Raw genomic sequence first — 16,684 nt, 5'->3', positions numbered from 1 at the left:
AGTCCACTTCGGGCATTGTCTGCGGTAGATGTCCACATGACGGGTTCCGCTCGCTACCTACGGTGAGGTAAGTTCCGCGCGTGATGGCGCTTTCCTGGTCACGGCTGGCTCACCTCTGCGCTTCCGCCCTACTGGCGGTTGCTGTCACAGGGTGCGCCCCGTTCGGCGACCAGCGCGACCCGTCGACCCAACCGGCGGCGGCCGGCAACGCCGCCGGCACCAGCGGCAAGTACCGGGTCAGCCTGCTGCAGAACGAGGGCACGGACGGCCCGCTGCGCACCCTGAACGTGGAGCCGGACGGGCGCTGGGAGTGCGTCGACTGCGCGGGCGACGGGGTGACCTCCACGGGCGCGTTGAGCCAGGAGCACTCGGAGCGGCTGCAGCTCCTGCTGGCCGACCCGGCGTTGGTGATGGAGACCGACGAGGCGCGCGGCTACAAGGTCACCTGCATCGGCGCGCTGACCTCCAGCCTGCTGACCACCGCCGGGCTGATCACCTCGCAGGACTGCCCGGGTGAGGAGCGCCCGCCGGTGGCGGAGGAGATCCTGCTGCTGCTCACCCAGAACACGCCCGCGCAGCTCACCTCGTCCTAGGCGGAGCGGGCCGACAGGCCCGGGTCAACCGCTTCAGAGCACCTTGCCGGGGTTGAGCAGCCCGGCCGGGTCCAGCGCGTTCTTGATCGCCTGGTGCACCCGTACGCCGACCGGCCCGATCTCCCGGGCCAACCAGTCCCGCTTGAGCAGACCGACGCCGTGCTCCCCGGTGCAGGTGCCGCCGAGCTCCAGACCGAGGCGCATGATCTCGTCGAAGGCCCGCCGGCCGCGTTCCAGGCTGGCCGGGTCGTTGCGGTCCACCACGATGTTGGGGTGCATGTTGCCGTCGCCGGCATGACCAACGACACCGATCGGCACCGCACACTCCACGGCGATCCGGGCCACCCCGTCGAGGAGGGCGGCCAATGCGCCCCGGGGCACGGCCACGTCGTCGATGATCAGTCCGCCGTTGCCGCCCGGGTACGTGTCGGCGGCGTACTTCTCCATCGCCGGATGCGCCAGCCGGCGGGCCTGCAACAGGGCGGCGGCCTGCACCGCGTCGGTGGCCGCGTACACCTCCTCGGCACCGGCCGCCGTGCAGACCGCCGCCAGTTCGGCCAGGTCCTCGGCGGCCCGTGGGCCGGTGTCGGCGGCAGCCAGCAGCAGCGCCTCGGCGTCGGTACGCAACCCCATCGGCCGGTACGCCTCGATCGCCACCAGATGGGTGCGGTCGAGCAGTTCGAGCAGGCTGGGGGAGAGGCCCTGAGCGGCGATCCGGGCCACCGCCTCGCCGGCCGCGCCGGTCGAGCCGAAGACGGCGACCAGGGTCAGCGACGCCGCCGGGGCGGGTCGCAACGCCACCGTCACCTCGGTGATCACCCCGAGGGTGCCCTCCGAGCCGACGAAGAGCCGGGTCAGGTCGTACCCGGCGACCCCCTTGGCGGTACGTCGCCCGGTGCGCAGCACCTCGCCGGAGGCGAGCACCACCTCCAGGCCGAGCACGTACTCGGTGGTCACGCCGTACTTGACGCAGCACATGCCGCCCGCGTTGGTGGCGACGTTGCCGCCGATGGTGGACGACTCCCACGAGCCCGGGTCCGGCGGGTACCAGAGCCCGTGCTCGGCCACCGCGGCGGTGAGTGCCGCGTTGACCACGCCGGGCTGCACCACCGCGATCCGGCTCACCGGGTCGATCTCCAGGATGGCGTCCATCGCCGTGGTGCTGAGCACCACCGCGCCGTCGACCGCGTTCGCCGCCCCGGCCAGCCCGGTCCGCGCCCCCTGCGGCACCACGGGTACGCCGTACCGCCCGGCCGCGCGGACCACGGCGGCCACCTCCTCGGTGCTGCGGGGTCGGGTGACCACCAGGGGCGTGCCGGAAGCGCACAGGTCGGCCTCGTCGCGCTCGTACCCGCGCAGCAGGTCCGGATCGGTGAGCACCGCGTCCGGCCCGAGGGCGGCGCGCAGGTCGTCGAGGAGGAAGGAGGCGGCCATGTCGCCGAGGCTACGGCCGGCCGCCGGTGATCATCAAACGGATGCCCGGTCCCGGGTACCGTGGCTGCCGTGATCTACCTGGACCGGCCGGCCTGGCCGGCGCGTGGTCGTCTCTGGTCACACCTGATCAGCGACGTCTCCCTCGCCGAACTGCACGTCTTCGCCGAGGCACTGGGCGCACCCCGGCGCGGCTTCGACCGCGACCACTACGACATCCCCGCCGACCGGTTCGACATGGCGGTCTGGCTCGGTGCCGAGGTACGGCCCAGCCGCGACCTGGTCCGCCTGCTGTACGCGGCGAACCTCCGCCGCCCCAAACACCTGCACCGGGTGCCGAGCCAGCCGGTCAGTCGACAGTGACGTCCTGATCCGCCGCCTGCAGGGTGCCCAGTTCGCGGGCGAGGTTGGCCCGGGCCCGAGGCTCCCAGCGGGTGGCCGGCCTCGGCAGGCGGAAGATGCTGGGCAGGGCGAGCAGGTGGGTGAGGACCTGGGCGCGGCCGATCCGGTAGGCGGCCGGCGGCACGTGGGCGTACTCCCGGCGGATCGCGCTCGCGTACCTGTCGTACTCCGGCTCGGCTGCGGCCAGCACGGCCAGGTCGGCGTCGCAGAGCAGCACCCCGTCGGCGTCCGCCGGATCCACCTGGTGCCCGGCGGTGAGCAGGACCAGCCGACGCACCTCGGCGACCTCGGGACCGGGCAGCCCGGCGCCGGTGAGCAGGGTGTCGGCGAGCGCGGCGCTGTCGCGTTCGTTGCGGTCGCCCGGCGCCCGTGGGTCGTACACCGCGTCATGGCACCAGGCGGCGAGCCGGACCAGGTCCGGGCGTCGCCCCGCCGAGGCGTACCGGTCGACGACGTCGAGTACGGCGGTCAGGTGGTCGACCGTGTGGTAGTGCCGGTGCGGCTCCCGCCACCGTTCGAGCAGTTCGCTCCCGGTCGCCTCGATCGCCGCAGGGTCACTCGCCCCGGCGGCCCGGACGGTAGTACGCCACCGCTCGATCAGTCCCGCCATCCGGTCAGTCTGCCGTATCGGGGGACATCGTCGGCCCGACGGTGCGATCGGTACCGCTGCGCGAGGATTGTCCCGGCGCACGGCGGGTAGTAGCGGCCATGGCGGAGGCCCGGGAGCGACGTTTTCGAGTGCTGCGCCGTGACCGGATACGCCAGAGCCTGTCCGACGTGGGCACGGCACGGATCACCGAAACCGCAGCGCAGGTGCGCCAACGGGGCAAAGCGACCCTGCACGACCGCCTGCACCGGGTCCGGATGTCGCTCGCCCTGGCCGTACAGGCGGGTCTTGCGGCCGGACTGAGCTGGGTGGCCGCGCACGAACTGCTGGGCAACCCGCAGCCGGTCTTCGCCCCGATCTCCGCCGTGGGCACCCTCGCCGTCTCGGTGGGGCAGCGATTCCGGCGGACCGTGGAGCTGATCATCGGAGTGGCGGTCGGGGTGGCGGTCGGCGACATCCTCGTCCACTTTCTCGGCACCGGTCCGTGGCAGCTCGCGCTGGTCGTCACCGTCGCCATCCTGCTGACCATCTTCGCCGGAGGAAGCGTCGCCATCGTCATCCAGGCCGCCGCGACCGCGGTCCTGATCGTGACCCTCAGCCCGACGGTCGAAGCCCTGGAGATCCCCCGGTTCGTCGACGCGTTCGTCGGCGGTGGCATCGCGCTGCTGGTCACCGCGATCCTGCTGCCGCTCAACCCGTTGCGGGTGCTCAACCGGGCCGCCCGGCCCGCCCTGGACCTGCTCGCCGACCAGCTCGACGCCGCCGCCGACGGGCTGCGCGCCCGGGACCGGGACAAGGTCCAGACGGCGCTGGACCGGCTGCGCGACAACAAGGCGGAACTGGCCACCCTCACCGAGGCGATCGAGGGCGCCAAGGAGACCGCCCTGCTCTCCCCGGCGCGCTGGCACCGGCGCAGCGAACTCACCCACTATGCCGAGGCGGCCGACCCGATCGATCGGACGATGCGTAACAGCGGCACCCTGATCCGGCGTGCGGTCACCCTGATCGAGGACGCCGAACCGGTGCCGGAGCCGATGCCGGACGCGGTCGCCCATCTCGCCGAGGCGGTCCGCCTGCTCAAGCGCGAGTTCGCCCAGGGTGAGGAGCCCGAGCGGGCCCGGGAACGCTCGCTGCGCGCGGTCAGCGATGCCGGCCGGGCGTACGCCGAGGGGGTCGGCTTCTCCGGCAGTGTGGTGGTGGCCCAGGTGCGTACCACCGCCAGCGACCTGATTGTGGCCTCGGGGATCAGCCAGGAGGAGGCGAACCGGATGGTCCGGCAGTCCTTCGGCGAGACCGACCGGCCCGGTTCCCCGTCCGGCCCGGAGCCGGAAGTGAAGCGGCCCACCGCGCCGCCGGTCGGCTGAGCACACCCGCCCGAGGCCGGAGCGCGCTCGCCCGAGGCTGGAGCAACCCGGCCAGGTGGTGGAGCACGCAGGTGGCCGGGGTTGCCGCCGATGTCTGCGGCCCGACGAGCCGGACATGACTACGCTGACCGCATGGCCGACACCCCGTCCGGCGGTCCCCTGCCGCCGTCGCCGCCCGTGCCCGCTGCGCCGCCCGGGGGGATCGGGGCGCCTGGAGTGCCCCGTCGTCGGCTGGGTTGGCGCCGCGCCCTGGTGCTGAGTGGGGCGATCCTGCTCATCGCGGCCTGCGCGATCTTCATGCTCTTCACGCTCGGCACCAACCTCGGTACGGAGGCGCTGCTGATCGGTGCCGCCGCCGCGATCCTGCCGGTTCCGGTGCTGGTGGCCTGCTTCCTCTGGCTGGACCGGTACGAACCGGAGCCGCTCAAATACCTGATCTTCTGCTTCGGCTGGGGGGCCTTCGTCTCCACCGCAGCATCGCTGCTGGTCAACGAGACCGCCGCCGGGTGGTTCGAGGCGCAGGGGCTGCCCGTCGCGCTCACCGCCGTGCTGGTCGCCCCCTTCATCGAGGAGCTGACCAAGGCGATCGCCCCGATCCTGCTGCTGGTGTTCCGGCGTCGGGAGTGGTCCGGCATCACCGACGGTCTGGTCTACTGCGGGTTGTCCGCGATCGGGTTCGCGATGGTGGAGAACATCCTCTACCTCGGCGGGCACGGGTACGCCTCGGGCGCGGAGCAGTACGGCCCGGCCACCGGGGCGCAGCAGGTGATCGCCATCTTCATCGTCCGGATCCTGCTGTTCGGGTTCGCCCATCCCCTGTTCACCGCGATGACCGGTATCGGGCTCGGCATCGCCGCGCGTACGGCCGACCGTCGGGTCCGGGTGCTCGCACCGATCGCCGGCCTGCTGCTGGCGATGATGCTGCACGGGGCGTGGAACCTGATCCCGACGCTCACCCAGGCCACCGGCCAGGTGCTGATCTCGCTCTTCGGCTTCGTCGGCGTGATGGTGCCGATCTTCTTCGGCATGGTCGGCCTGGCAGTGTGGCTACGGGCCTGGGAAGGTCGCCTCACCGAGCGGATCCTGCCGGACTACGTGCGCGCCGGTTGGCTCACGCCACCGGAGGTGGCGGCGCTGAGCAGTCTCGGCCGCCGACACGCGGCCCGGGCCTGGGCCCGACGGGTGGCCGGCGACGCCGGTCTGCGCGCCATGCGCGGCTACCAGTTCGCGGCGACCCGGCTGGCGCTGCTGCGCGACGGCACCCTGCGCGGACTGGACCGTCGACCCGTCGACCGGGAGCGGACGGCGCGGGAGGAACGGGAGCTGCTGGACTCGATAAGCGTCTACCGGTCGTTCTTCGTGGGACGGGACCCGCAGACACCGGTCGGCGTCTGGGACGGTCACCGCTACCACCTGCGGTTCCCGGACGGATCGCAGCGTGCGGTGGACGCGCCGGAGGACCCGGTGGTCCCCATCCCGGTGGTCCTCGCCGCGCCACCGCCGCCTGCGCCCTACCCGGGTCACCACCCTCCGCCGGGCTGGTACGGACCGCGCCCGGTGCCACCACCCTGGCCACCGCACCGCTGACCGGTCCGTCGAGGCTGCCGGTCGACACGGGCGTGGTCAGGTCATCAGGCTGGTGAGGAAGTCCCCGAACCCCTGGGCCATCATCACCAGGGCGCCGCCGATCGCCTTGAACATCTGCGCCGCGCCCTCGGGGCGGAACGCCATGAAGTAGATCAGGAACGCGAGGCTTCCCCAGGCCAACACCTTCTTCACGAATACCGGCATCGTCCCTCCCCAGGGCCGGTGGTGCGGCTGGCTTCCCGCCGGGGAGCGTGGCAAACGACGCGGACCGTGCCGGTACGGTGCCGGGGAGGCTCAGAGGTAGAGCCCGGTGGCGTCTTCCTCGACTCGTTCGGCGGCCACCGCGTGCACGTCGCGCTCGCGCAACAACACGTAGCCGCGCCCGTGCAACTCGACCTCGGAACGGTCGTCGGGGTCGAAGAGCACCCGGTCGCCGGAGACGATGGAGCGGACGTTGGGCCCCACGCCCACGGCGGTGGCCCAGGCCAGGCGCTTGCCCATGGCTGCGGTGGCCGGGATCACGATGCCGGCGGTGGAGCGGCGCTCCCCCTCGCTGCCCTCCATGCGCACCAGGACCCGGTCGTGCAGCAGCCGGATGGGGAGGCCGGAATCGAGATCGTGGTCGGCTGTCACGTCGCAGACGCTACCGTGTCGTTTCCGGCAAGCCGCCGGTGGTCTGCGATTCACCGGACCGTCGGCGGGGCAATGTGTGGTGGAAACCTGACCTACTGTCGAGTCGCCGGGCGTATCCTGTCCGCCCTGGCGCCGTGCACGGGCCGAATCCTGCCGGGAGGTGCGCTTGAGCCGATTCGAGCGGTTACGTGGACGGTTGCGCCGCGCGTACGAGTCGGGCCGGGACACGGTCCGCGCCGCCCGCAGCACGCCGCCCTATGTGCCCACGCCGGCCCGGGTGGCCTCGCCGACGGAACCGGGGCCGGTGGCACCGCCGGTCGCCACCGTGGTCGGCGCGGAGCCACCGTCGCCGGCCCTGCACCACTCCACCTCCAGCCGCGACGACGCGGACGTGCCGCACGCGCTGCGCATCGCCGCCGCCTGGTCGTGGCGGCTGATCGTTGTCGGCGTGGTGTTCTGGGCGCTGGTGAAGCTGGTCAGCACCATCAGCATCGTGATCATTCCGCTCGCGGTGGCGATGCTGCTCTCGGCCTTGCTGGCACCGGCGGTGGGTTGGCTGCTGCGGGCCCGGCTGCCGAAGTCGCTGGCGACCGCGGTGGTACTGGTCGCCGGGCTCGCCGCGGTGATCGGCACGCTGACCCTGGTGGTCAACGAGTTCATCAAGGGCGTGCCGGAGTTGGCCGCGAAGTCGAGCCAGGGCCTGCAACAGATCCAGGACTGGCTGAAGACCGGGCCGCTGCACCTGTCGGACAACGACCTCGACCGCTATCTCGAAGAGGCCCAACAGTGGGTCAACAACAACACCGAGCAGTTCACAAGCGGCGCGCTCTCCACCGCGACGACGCTTGCCGAGGTGCTGACCGGCACGATCCTGGTGCTGTTCGCGGCGTTCTTCTTCCTGCGTGACGGCAACATGATCTGGCGATTCGTGGTCCGGCTGCTGCCGGTCGCCGCCCGTTGGAAGGTCGACGACGCGGGGCGCGCCTCCTGGGCCACCCTGGTCGCCTACGTCCGCGCGACGGTGCTTGTCGCCTTCATCGACGCCGTGGGCATCGGCATCTTCCTGGTCATCTTCGACATCCCGTTCGCCTTCCCGCTGGCCGCCCTGGTGTTCCTCGGTGCGTTCATCCCGATCATCGGCGCGACGCTCTCCGGTGGCGTGGCGGTGCTCGTCGCCCTCGTCGACAGCGGGCCGGTCACCGCGCTGATCATCCTCGGTGTGGTGATCGGGGTGCAGCAGGTCGAGGGGCACATCCTTCAGCCGCTGATCATGGGCCGGGCGGTGGCCATCCACCCGCTCGCCGTGATCATCGGGTTGGCCGCCGGTGTGGTGCTCGCCGGGATCACCGGAGCGCTTGTCGCGGTCCCGCTGATCGCGGTACTCAACACGGCGGTACGTCGGCTCGCCGCCCGTACCGTTCCCGACACCCCGCCCGACGCGGTCGTCGTCGCCGCCCGCGCGCCCTGAGACAGCGGCTGGTCGGTCAGCTGCCGGCCAGCCGGGTCAGCGCCCCCCGGACCACTTCCCGACGGGTGGTGTACCAGAACGGGGGCAGCGACCGGCGCAGGAACGGGCCGTAGCCCCGGGCGGTCTCCAGCCGCGAGTCGAGCACGGCCACCACGCCACGGTCGCCGGAGGCCCGGATCAGCCGCCCGACGCCCTGCGCCAGCCGGACCGCGGCGATGGGCACGCTGACCGCGGCGAACCCGGACCCACCCTGGGCATCCACCGCCGCCGCCCGGGCGGCGGCCAGTGGCTCGTCGGGTCGGGGAAACGGCAGCCGGTCGATCACGACGAGCTGGCACGAGTCGCCGGGCACGTCCACGCCCTGCCACAGGGACATCACCCCGAACAGGCAGCTCGACTGTTCCTCCCGGAACCGGCGGACCAGCAGCGGCAGCGCCTCCTCACCCTGCAACAGCACGGGCAGGTCGGTGCGGGCCCGGAGCAACTCCGCGGCCTGGGTGGCGGCCCGTCGGGAGGAGAACAACCCGAGCGTACGACCACCCAGCGCGGTGACCAGTTCGAGCAACTCCTCCCCGGCGGCGTCGGGCAGCCCGGAGACGCTGGGGCGGGGCAGATGCGCGGCCACGTAGAGGATCCCCTGGCGGGGGTAGTCGAACGGGGATCCGACGTCCAGCGAACGCCAGCCCGGCCCCGAGTCCGCGTGCTGGCTGGGGGAGTCCTTGCCGCTGCCGCCGGCGGTCGGTGCGGTGCCGCCCGGCCGTACCGTCGAGGCGGCGAGCGCCTCGGCGGCCGGCGACGGCGGGCCGGGCGGGGGCGCTTCGAGGCCCAGCGCTCGGGCCACCGTGTCGAAGCGCCCGCCCAGTGCGAGCGTGGCCGAGGTGGCCACCACCGTCCGCTCGTCGTACAGGTGGGTCGCGAGCGTACCGGCGACCGACAGCGGCGCCACCACCAGCGCCCGCCGGCCGGTGTTGTCGTTGCGTTCCACCCAGGCGACGTCGTGCTCCGCCTCCTCCAGCAGCCGCTGGGCGGTGGTGGACATCTCGTCGAGGACGGCTTTGGCCTGCTGTTTGCGGACCGGGTCCGGGTCGTCGGCCTTGATGTCGCCGATGGCGTCCAGGGCGGCCCGGGTCGCGGCGTCCAGCAGCGTGCACGCCTCCCGCAACGGGCCCGGCAGGCCGCTGGTGATCCGTCCGGCCGGGGCTTCGGCCAGCCCGATCGCGAGAGCGTCACCGGCCTCGGTCAGCATCTCGGCCGTCTCCGGACGCAGCAACGGGCGAGCCCGCCGGGCAGACCTGTCGATGAGATCCGGGGTCAGTTCCGCCTGCGCCGCCGAGGAGACCCGGTCGGCCAGCTCGTGCGCCTCGTCGACGACCAGCAGCCGGTGCGGCGGGACGATGTGTCGTCCGGCGAGCATGTCGACCGCGAGCAGACTGTGGTTGGTCACCACGATGTCGGCTTCCCGGGCCCGGGCGCGGGAAGCCTCCGCGAAGCACTCCGCACCGTACGGGCAGCGGGACGCACCGACGCACTCGCGGGCCGGCATCGAGGCCAGCCGCCAGGCCTGGTCGTCGACGCCCGGGTCGAGCTCGTCCCGGTCGCCGGTGTCGGTCTCCAACGCCCAGTCCCGCAGGCGTTGGATCTGCTTGCCGAGGCGGCCCGCCTCACCGAGCCAGCGGGTGCCGCCACCGGGCCGCTCGGCCGGAGCGTCGAAGAGGGTGTCCGCCGGCTCGTCCTCGGTCGAGTTCTCCAGGCGGGCCAGGCAGAGGTAGTGGTGCCGGCCCTTGAGCACGGCGTACGTCGGGCGTCGTCCCAGCAGCGGCTCGACCGCGTCCGCGAGCCGGGGCAGATCGTGCTCGACCAGCTGGGACTGCAACGCCAGGGTGGCGGTGGAGATCACCACGGGGCCGTCGACGGTGAGCGCGGGTGCGAGATAGGCAAGCGACTTACCGGTGCCGGTGCCGGCCTGCACCAGCAGGTGCTCACCGGAGGCCACGCACTCCTCGATCGCCGTGGCCATCTGCTGCTGACCCGGACGTGCGCTGCCGCCGGGCACCGCACCGACCGCGGCGGCCAGCAACTCGGCCCCACCCGGGCGGCTCCCGGACCGACGGGCCTTGCTGCGGGTCGAGGCGGAGCCGGTGGCGGTGCGGGGCGGGGTCACCGTGGCACGGTACCCGCCGGGTCCGACGCGGGCGGTACCGATCGGGCCGTGTTGCGGTTCACGCAGCGGATACCGCCCTTGCGTCCGGTAACTTCCCGACGGCGCGGCGTGGGCGTAATCGGCTAGGGTGCGACTCATGCCGAGCGACATGGTCCGCGTGATCTACCGCAAGTACGACGGCAGCGCCCACCGGGACTATCCGGCTCGCCGGCTGGCAGAGGACGACCTCGGCATCTGGCTCGGTGTACCGGCCGGCACCAGCTCGGTCTATCACGGTCGCCCCTCGGTGGAGCAGATCCCCTTCGTCCTGCTGGTGCCACATCAGGCCTGGTGGACGGGCATGTTCAACCCGCCACCGCGGACCAGCGAGGTCTACTGCGACATCGCCACCCCGGCACGCTGGGAGGGCGAGGAGACCGTACACCTGGTGGACCTGGATCTGGACGTGGTCCGCCGCCGGGAAACCGGCCTGGTCGAGTTGCGCGACGAGGACGAGTTCGCCGAGCACCGGGCCCGGTTCGGCTACCCGGACGATCTGGTGGTCGAGGCCGAGGCGGCGTCCCGCTGGCTGCTCACCGCGCTGGGCGATGGCACGGAGCCGTTCGCCACCTCGTATCGTAAGTGGCTCGCCCTGGTGGTCTGACCTGGCGAAGGTCCTGCTCAGGCCGGGGCCGACCCGCCGCGCATCTACCCGGACGCCGAGCGAACGCGCCGGCGACGGGTGATGATGCAGCGATGGAGCACGACGGCGTGAGACGTTCGACACCCTGCTCTCGGGGGATTCACCGCCCGGCTTCGACGTCATGTGGGCGTGCGAAGGCGCGCTGTCGGGCGCGGTGGAAAGCGGTGAAGGTGAACGGAAGTTGAACGGCCGGTGAATGACACCTGGCCAGGGGTGGGCCGCCGAAACGCCGGTCGAACCGTTCCCTAGCATTCCCTCAGCAGAGCGCCGGACAGCGCGCTGACACCCCTTCCGCCGACACGACGAGGTCCGTGCTGTGAAGTTTTCCTTCCGCCCCAACGAGGGCGCCTTCTACGAGCTCTTCACCAGGGCCGCGCAGAACCTGGTCCGGGGTACCGAGCTGCTCAACGAACTCGCCCTGCCCGACGTCGAGGTGCAGTCGGTGAGCGAGCGGCTCACCGAGGTCGAGCACGACAGCGACAAGATCACACACGAGCTGTACAAGAAGATCAACTCGACCTTCGTCACCCCGTTCGACCGGGAGGACATATACCGACTCGGCTCGCTGCTCGACGACGTGATGGACCACCTGGAGGCGGTGGGCAACCTGCTCTACCTCTACGGGCTGACCAAGCTGCCGTCGCTGCCCCGGGAGATGCACGAGTTGGTGAACGTGCTGGACCAGCAGGCGAAGCTGACCGCCGAGGCGATGCCCCGACTCAAGTCGATGAAGGATCTCGAGGACTACTGGATCGAGATCAACCGGCTGGAGAACGACGGCGACCAGGCGTACCGGATGCTGCTGGTGCGCCTCTTCTCCGGCGAGTACGACGCGTTGACCGTGCTGAAGATGAAGGAGGTCGCCGACGAGCTGGAGGCCGCCTGCGACTCCTTCGAGCACGTGGCCAACACCGTCGAGACCATCGCGGTCAAGGAGTCCTGAGCCTGTGAGTCCCGAGCTCATCGCAGTGTTGGCGGTGATCGGGGTAGCCCTGGTGTTCGACTACACCAACGGCTTCCACGACGCTGCCAACGCGATCGCGACAAGCATCTCCACCCGGGCCCTGACCCCACGGGTGGCCCTGGGCATGGCGGCGATCGGCAACTTCATCGGCGCCCACTTCGGCGCCGAGGTGGCCAAGACCGTCGGCAGCGGCCTGGTCGAGCTGCCGACCGGAGTGTCCAGCCTCGGCATCGTCTTCGCCGGCGTGATCGGCGCGATCGTCTGGAATCTCATCACCTGGTACTTCGGGCTGCCCTCGTCGTCCTCGCACGCCCTGATCGGTGGTCTGGTCGGCTCGACCGTCGCGGCCAGTGGCACGGTGCTCTGGAAGGGCATCGGCGAGAGCGTGATCATCCCGATGATCCTGTCGCCGATGGTCGGCTTCGTCCTCGGCTACATCGTGATGATCGGTGTGCAGTGGGCCTTCCGTAACGGGCACCCGGGCAAGCTGAACCGGGGCTTCCGGTGGGCCCAGACCGCCTCCGCGGCGGCCATGTCGGTCGGTCACGGCATGCAGGACGCCGCCAAGACCATCGGCATCGTGGTGCTGGCCCTCTTCGTCGGCGGCTACCAGAGCGACCCGACCCACATCCCCGAGTGGGCGTTCTGGACCTCGGCCGCCGTACTCGCCGCCGGCACGTACGCCGGTGGTTGGCGGATCATCCGCACCCTCGGTCGCAAGATCATCGACCTGCGTCCGCCGGAGGGCTTCGCCGCCGAGACGGTGGCCAGCGGTGTGCTCTACTTCAACGCCCTGGTCCTCGGCGCCCCCATCTCCACCACCCACACGATCACCTCGGCGATCATGGGTGTGGGTGCCACCAAGCGGCTCTCCGCCGTCCGGTGGGGCGTGGCCGGCAACATCGTCGGTGCCTGGATCCTGACCTTCCCGGCCGCCGGCTCGATCGGCGCCCTGATGTACTTCCTGGTCCGCCCCCTGTTCAGCTGAGCGGTAAGGAAGGGCCCCCTGTTAACGCCTCGCGTAGTACAGGGGGCCCCTTTTAACACGCAGCACCTCAGAGGTACGAGACACCGATCTGCGCGCGTACCTCGTCGAGCAGGCCCATGATCTCCAGCGTGGCGGAGTGCGGCACCAGCGGACTCTCGGTCAGCCCCTCGGCCAGGCAACGTTGCACCTCGATGGCCTCGTACTGGTAGCCCGAGCCGACCAGTTCGGCGGTGAACGTTTCCGTCTCGGCGCCATCGCGGTGCAGGTGGAAGGCCTCCGGCCGGAAGAACGGCTCGGGCAGGTCGATCCGCCCGGCGGTGCCGGTGATCGACGCGGTGACGCCGGTGGCCCCCACCAGGCCGCAGCTCAGCGTGGCGATCGCGCCCGAGTCGTACCCGAGGACCAGGCCGGTGTTCTCGTCGGTGCCTTCCGGACCCAGCTTCGCCCACGACCGCACGTGCTGCGGCACGCCCAACAGCAGGTGGGCCAGGCTCACCGGATAGATGCCGAGATCCAGCAGTGCGCCGCCGCCCAGCGCCCGGGCCCGCAGCCGATGCTCCGGCGGGAACGGACCGGCCAGGCCGAAGTCGGCCCGGACGCTTGTCACCGTGCCGATCGCGCCGTCCGCGATCAGCTCGCAGACCCGCAGGATGAGCGGGTTGCAGCGCATCCACATCGCTTCCATCAGGAAGACCCCGGCCGCGCGGGCGGTGTCGACCAGTTCGGTGCTGGTGGGCAGGTCGAGGGTGAACGGCTTCTCCAGCAGCACCGCCCGGCCGGCGGCCAGGCAGGTGCGGGCCGCCTCGTGGTGCGCGACGTGCGGGGTGGCCACGTAGACGACGTCCAGGTCGGTGTCGGCGGCCAGTTCCGCCCAGGAGGCGTACGCCCGGGCAGCGCCGTGCCGGTCGGCGAAGCGCTGCGCGCTCTCGGCGGTTCGTGAGCCGACCGCGACCAGTTCGGCCCCCGGCACCAGCCGGAGGTCCTCGGCGAAGCGGGCGGCGATGTGGCCGGTGGCCAGGATGCCCCAACGAGTCATGGCGTGACGCTACCGAAGATCACCACTGCCTCGTACGGCCGATCCACCCGTCGAGACCGCGACGAGCGCCCGGCTAGGCTGCTGGGCGATGACGACCGACCGTGGATATCCCGCCCCGCCTGCGCTGGTGGAGCACGCCCGCCGGTTCTGGACCAGTGGCGACCAGCCGCCGGTACCCCGGGTGGCGGCCACCGTACTGCTGCTGCGTCCGGCCCGGGAGGGCTTCGAGGCGTACCTGATCCGCCGGGTCGCCGCGATGGCATTCGGCGGCATGTACGCCTTCCCCGGCGGCGGGGTCGACCCCTCGGACTCCACCACCGGAGTCGACTGGGCGGGCCCGCAGCCGGCGAGCTGGGGGGAGACCCTCGCCCTGGCCCCGGCCGCCGCACAGGCGGTCGTCTGCGCGGCGGCCCGCGAGGTCTTCGAGGAGGCCGGGGTGCTGCTCGCCGGGCCGGATGCGAGCCGGGTCGTCGGTGACGTCAGCGACGACAGTTGGGAACGCGCCCGCGCCGACCTGGAGCAACGCCGTACCGGCTTCGCCGAGCTGCTCGCCCGGCGCGGCCTCACCCTCCGGTCCGACCTGCTGTTGCCGTGGAGCCGGTGGGTGACGCCGGAGTTCGAGCCGCGCCGGTTCGACACGTACTTCTTCGTAGCGCTGCTGCCCGAGGGGCAGCGGACCCGGGACGTCTCCGGGGAGGCCGACCACACGCTCTGGATCCGACCCGCCGACGCCTGCGCGCGGGCCGGGGCCGGTGAGCTGAACATGCTCCCGCCCACCCTTGTCACGCTCGGCGAGGTGGCCGCCTGCCCGGACCTCGACGCGGTGGCGCGCGCCGCCTCGGCCCGGGACGCGGCCACGCCGATCACTCCCCGGCTGGACCTGTCCGACCCGGACGACCCCCGGTTCCACCTGACCTGAGCCGGTGCGCCCTCAGCCGAGTTGGTAGTTGACGTGGGCGGACCAGCGGGCGAAGCCGATCCGCTCGTAGAGCGCCACCGCCGCGGTGTTCGACTCGTCGACGTAGAGCATCACCCGGTCCAGGCCGCGCTGCTCCTGCAGGTACGTCAGCCCGGCCGTGGTCAGGGCCCGGCCGAGCCCGCCGCCGTGCGCGGACGGATCCACGCCCAGCACGTACACCTCACCGATGCGGGCCGAGCCGGGACGCTCGTGCACCTTCGTCCAGTGGAAGCCGAGCAGCCGGTCGGTCGCCGACTCGACCGCGAGCAGGAAGCCGGCCGGGTCGAACCACGGCTCGGCGAGGCGTACCCGCAGATCGTCGGCGCTCCACCGGCCCTGCTCGGGGTGATCGGCGAAGGCCCGGGCGTTGAGGGCCAGCCATGCCTCGTCGTCGGCACCGGGACGGAACGCGCGCAGGGTCACCCCGTCGGGCAGGCGGGGTTCGGGCTGCGGGGAGGAGAGCGGCCGACGCAGTTGCCAGAGCACGCGGGCGCGACGGAAGTCGAGGTCGACGGCGAGTGCCGCGGCGGAGGGGTGGTCGCCGTGGGCCCACGCCCGCAGTGGTCCGGTGGCATTCGCCAGCACCTGCTGCGCCAGCGCCCGCCCAATGCCCCGCCGTCGGTGCGCCGGATGCACCACGAGTCCTACCCCGACACCCGTGCCCGGGTCGGTGGTGTCGAGGTGCGCGTACCCGGTCAGCGTCTCGTCGTCGGCGCCACGGGCGACCAGGTGGATCGCCGGGGCCCGCTCGTCGCGGAGTCGAAGCAGGACCTGCTCGTCCAGCGGGTCCGCGCCGTCGGTGTCGCCGGCTGCCCGGGCGAGGTCGACGACCTCGGCGATCTGTGCGGGATCGAGCCGGTCCAGCCGGCTCACCTGCGTACCTGTCAAACCCGCGCTCTGCGTTCGCTCGCTCATCCCCGAAACGGTATCCGCACCCGGCAGGGTCCCTCACGTACCGTGCTTCGGCAGCGCGTGGAGGTCGAAGCGGGCGGTCAGGTCGGGCAGGATGCGGTAGAGCGCGTCGACGGTGCCCTGCCGGTCACCGCCCGCGTCGTGCAGCAGGACGATCGATCCGGCTCGGGCCTCGGACAGCACCACGGAGGCGATCCGGGAAGCGCCGGGGGCCCGCCAGTCCGACGGGTCGAGTGTCCAGTGCAGAGGCGTCATGCCCAGGTCGCGGGAGACGGAGATGACCGGGTAGGTCCAGGCGCCGCCGGGCTGCCGGTACCAGGTGACGGGCGCGTCCGGCGCGGCGGCGTGGATCGCGGCGTTGGTACGCAGCAGGTCGTCGCGGATCCGATCCGGCGACCGCCCGCCCAGGCTCACGTCATGGCTCCAGCTGTGGTTGCAGAGGGTGTGGCCCTCGTCGACGATCTGCTGGACGAGCCACGGGTAGGCCTGGGCGTTCTGCCCGACCACGCAGAAGGTCGCCGTGACGTGGTACTCCCGCAGGATGGCGAGGACCTGCGGCGTGTAGTCCGGGTTCGGGCCGTCGTCGAAGGTGAGCGCCACCTCGTTGGTGCCGGTGCTCAGCCGGGTGCCCATCGGGCCGAAGTTCGGGTCCGTCCCGTCCGGCCGGCTCGCCGGGTTCGACGGGCTGCCGGACGGGTGATCGGGGCTGGGGTCGGCCTCGGCGGACTGGTCGGCGTACTCGGGGTGGTCAGCGCCGGTGGCGGTGACCGCCGAGTCGTGGCGCGGTGGATCGGGGACCAGGCTCCGGCCGAGCACGTACGCCGATCCGAGCACCGCCGTCACGACGAGCGTGATGATCCCGAGCACTCGGCCCGTGCCCCCGTGGTAACCGCGCACC

General features: G+C 72.0%; 17 protein-coding genes. 9 read left to right on the top strand and 8 right to left on the bottom strand.

The annotated features are described in order from the left end of the window. Positions 1–83: 83 nt before the first annotated feature. Positions 84–593, top strand: coding sequence for a hypothetical protein (locus tag C1A38_RS20975; protein ID WP_102659465.1), 510 nt, complete (start codon positions 84–86; stop codon positions 591–593). A gap of 33 nt (positions 594–626) precedes the next feature. Here C1A38_RS20975 and C1A38_RS20970 read toward each other — a convergent pair whose 3' ends face one another. After that, positions 627–2,027, bottom strand: a complete 1,401-nt coding sequence (locus C1A38_RS20970) for an FAD-binding oxidoreductase (protein WP_102659464.1) — start codon at positions 2,025–2,027, stop codon at positions 627–629. 69 nt (positions 2,028–2,096) lie between these two features. Here C1A38_RS20970 and C1A38_RS20965 point away from each other — a divergent pair, with 69 nt between their 5' ends. Next, positions 2,097–2,387 (top strand): DUF4031 domain-containing protein, encoded by a 291-nt coding sequence (locus tag C1A38_RS20965; RefSeq protein WP_102659476.1) that lies wholly within the window; start codon positions 2,097–2,099, stop codon positions 2,385–2,387. Here the strand turns inward: C1A38_RS20965 and C1A38_RS20960 are convergent. Next, positions 2,374–3,036 (bottom strand): HD domain-containing protein, encoded by a 663-nt coding sequence (locus C1A38_RS20960; protein WP_102659463.1) that lies wholly within the window; start codon positions 3,034–3,036, stop codon positions 2,374–2,376. The genes C1A38_RS20965 and C1A38_RS20960 overlap by 14 nt on opposite strands. 98 nt (positions 3,037–3,134) lie before the next feature. On the opposite strand from C1A38_RS20960, the gene C1A38_RS20955 reads away from it, so the two are divergent. Both C1A38_RS20955 and C1A38_RS20950 read left to right on the top strand, forming a co-directional pair. Next, a complete protein-coding gene (locus C1A38_RS20955; protein ID WP_102659462.1) occupies positions 3,135–4,397 on the top strand; it encodes an FUSC family protein in 1,263 nt (420 codons plus the stop codon). Positions 4,398–4,487: 90 nt separating this feature from the next. After that, positions 4,488–5,984, top strand: a complete 1,497-nt coding sequence (locus C1A38_RS20950) for a PrsW family intramembrane metalloprotease (RefSeq protein ID WP_102659461.1) — start codon at positions 4,488–4,490, stop codon at positions 5,982–5,984. A gap of 36 nt (positions 5,985–6,020) precedes the next feature. On the opposite strand, the gene C1A38_RS31440 is transcribed toward C1A38_RS20950, so the two are convergent. Further along, the gene (locus C1A38_RS31440) at positions 6,021–6,188 is read right to left on the bottom strand and encodes a hypothetical protein (RefSeq protein ID WP_013736159.1); all 168 of its coding nucleotides are present in this window, start codon (positions 6,186–6,188) and stop codon (positions 6,021–6,023) included. A 90-nt stretch (positions 6,189–6,278) separates the two neighbouring features. Beyond that, positions 6,279–6,617, bottom strand: a complete 339-nt coding sequence (locus C1A38_RS20945) for a GroES family chaperonin (RefSeq protein WP_102659460.1) — start codon at positions 6,615–6,617, stop codon at positions 6,279–6,281. A 166-nt stretch (positions 6,618–6,783) separates the two neighbouring features. Here C1A38_RS20945 and C1A38_RS20940 point away from each other — a divergent pair, with 166 nt between their 5' ends. After that, positions 6,784–8,085 (top strand): AI-2E family transporter, encoded by a 1,302-nt coding sequence (locus tag C1A38_RS20940; protein WP_102659475.1) that lies wholly within the window; start codon positions 6,784–6,786, stop codon positions 8,083–8,085. 16 nt (positions 8,086–8,101) lie between these two features. On the opposite strand, the gene C1A38_RS20935 is transcribed toward C1A38_RS20940, so the two are convergent. After that, positions 8,102–10,246 carry an ATP-dependent DNA helicase gene (locus tag C1A38_RS20935; protein WP_102659474.1) on the bottom strand — a complete coding sequence of 715 codons (2,145 nt, stop codon included), beginning with the start codon at positions 10,244–10,246 and terminating at the stop codon, positions 8,102–8,104. Positions 10,247–10,382: 136 nt separating this feature from the next. Between C1A38_RS20935 and C1A38_RS20930 the strand changes: the two genes are divergently transcribed. The 3 genes from C1A38_RS20930 to C1A38_RS20920 all read left to right on the top strand — a co-directional run bounded on the left by C1A38_RS20930 (position 10,383) and on the right by C1A38_RS20920 (position 12,880). Beyond that, the gene (locus C1A38_RS20930; RefSeq protein WP_102659459.1) at positions 10,383–10,889 is read left to right on the top strand and encodes a DUF402 domain-containing protein; all 507 of its coding nucleotides are present in this window, start codon (positions 10,383–10,385) and stop codon (positions 10,887–10,889) included. Between the two features lie 355 nt (positions 10,890–11,244). Beyond that, complete coding sequence (locus tag C1A38_RS20925; RefSeq protein ID WP_102659458.1) at positions 11,245–11,871, top strand: DUF47 domain-containing protein; 627 nt, start codon at positions 11,245–11,247, stop codon at positions 11,869–11,871. 4 nt (positions 11,872–11,875) lie between these two features. Beyond that, positions 11,876–12,880 (top strand): inorganic phosphate transporter, encoded by a 1,005-nt coding sequence (locus tag C1A38_RS20920; protein ID WP_102659457.1) that lies wholly within the window; start codon positions 11,876–11,878, stop codon positions 12,878–12,880. 67 nt (positions 12,881–12,947) lie between these two features. On the opposite strand, the gene C1A38_RS20915 is transcribed toward C1A38_RS20920, so the two are convergent. Beyond that, positions 12,948–13,916, bottom strand: coding sequence for a Gfo/Idh/MocA family protein (locus C1A38_RS20915; RefSeq protein ID WP_102659456.1), 969 nt, complete (start codon positions 13,914–13,916; stop codon positions 12,948–12,950). Positions 13,917–14,004: 88 nt separating this feature from the next. Here C1A38_RS20915 and C1A38_RS20910 point away from each other — a divergent pair, with 88 nt between their 5' ends. Continuing rightward, complete coding sequence (locus tag C1A38_RS20910; RefSeq protein WP_102659455.1) at positions 14,005–14,835, top strand: NUDIX hydrolase; 831 nt, start codon at positions 14,005–14,007, stop codon at positions 14,833–14,835. 12 nt (positions 14,836–14,847) lie between these two features. Here the strand turns inward: C1A38_RS20910 and mshD are convergent, their stop codons facing one another. Continuing rightward, on the bottom strand, positions 14,848–15,789 hold the full coding sequence (gene mshD, locus C1A38_RS20905; protein ID WP_102659454.1) for a mycothiol synthase: 942 nt from the start codon (positions 15,787–15,789) through the stop codon (positions 14,848–14,850). 33 nt (positions 15,790–15,822) lie between these two features. Continuing rightward, positions 15,823–16,653 (bottom strand): polysaccharide deacetylase family protein, encoded by an 831-nt coding sequence (locus C1A38_RS20900; protein WP_102659473.1) that lies wholly within the window; start codon positions 16,651–16,653, stop codon positions 15,823–15,825. Positions 16,654–16,684: the final 31 nt, after the last annotated feature.

The sequence above is a fragment of the Verrucosispora sp. ts21 genome (assembly GCF_002879555.1).
Lineage (GTDB): Bacteria > Actinomycetota > Actinomycetes > Mycobacteriales > Micromonosporaceae > Micromonospora > Micromonospora gifhornensis.
The sequence above is the reverse complement of the archived record's forward strand: the minus strand, read 5'-3'. Positions and strand labels throughout refer to the sequence as shown.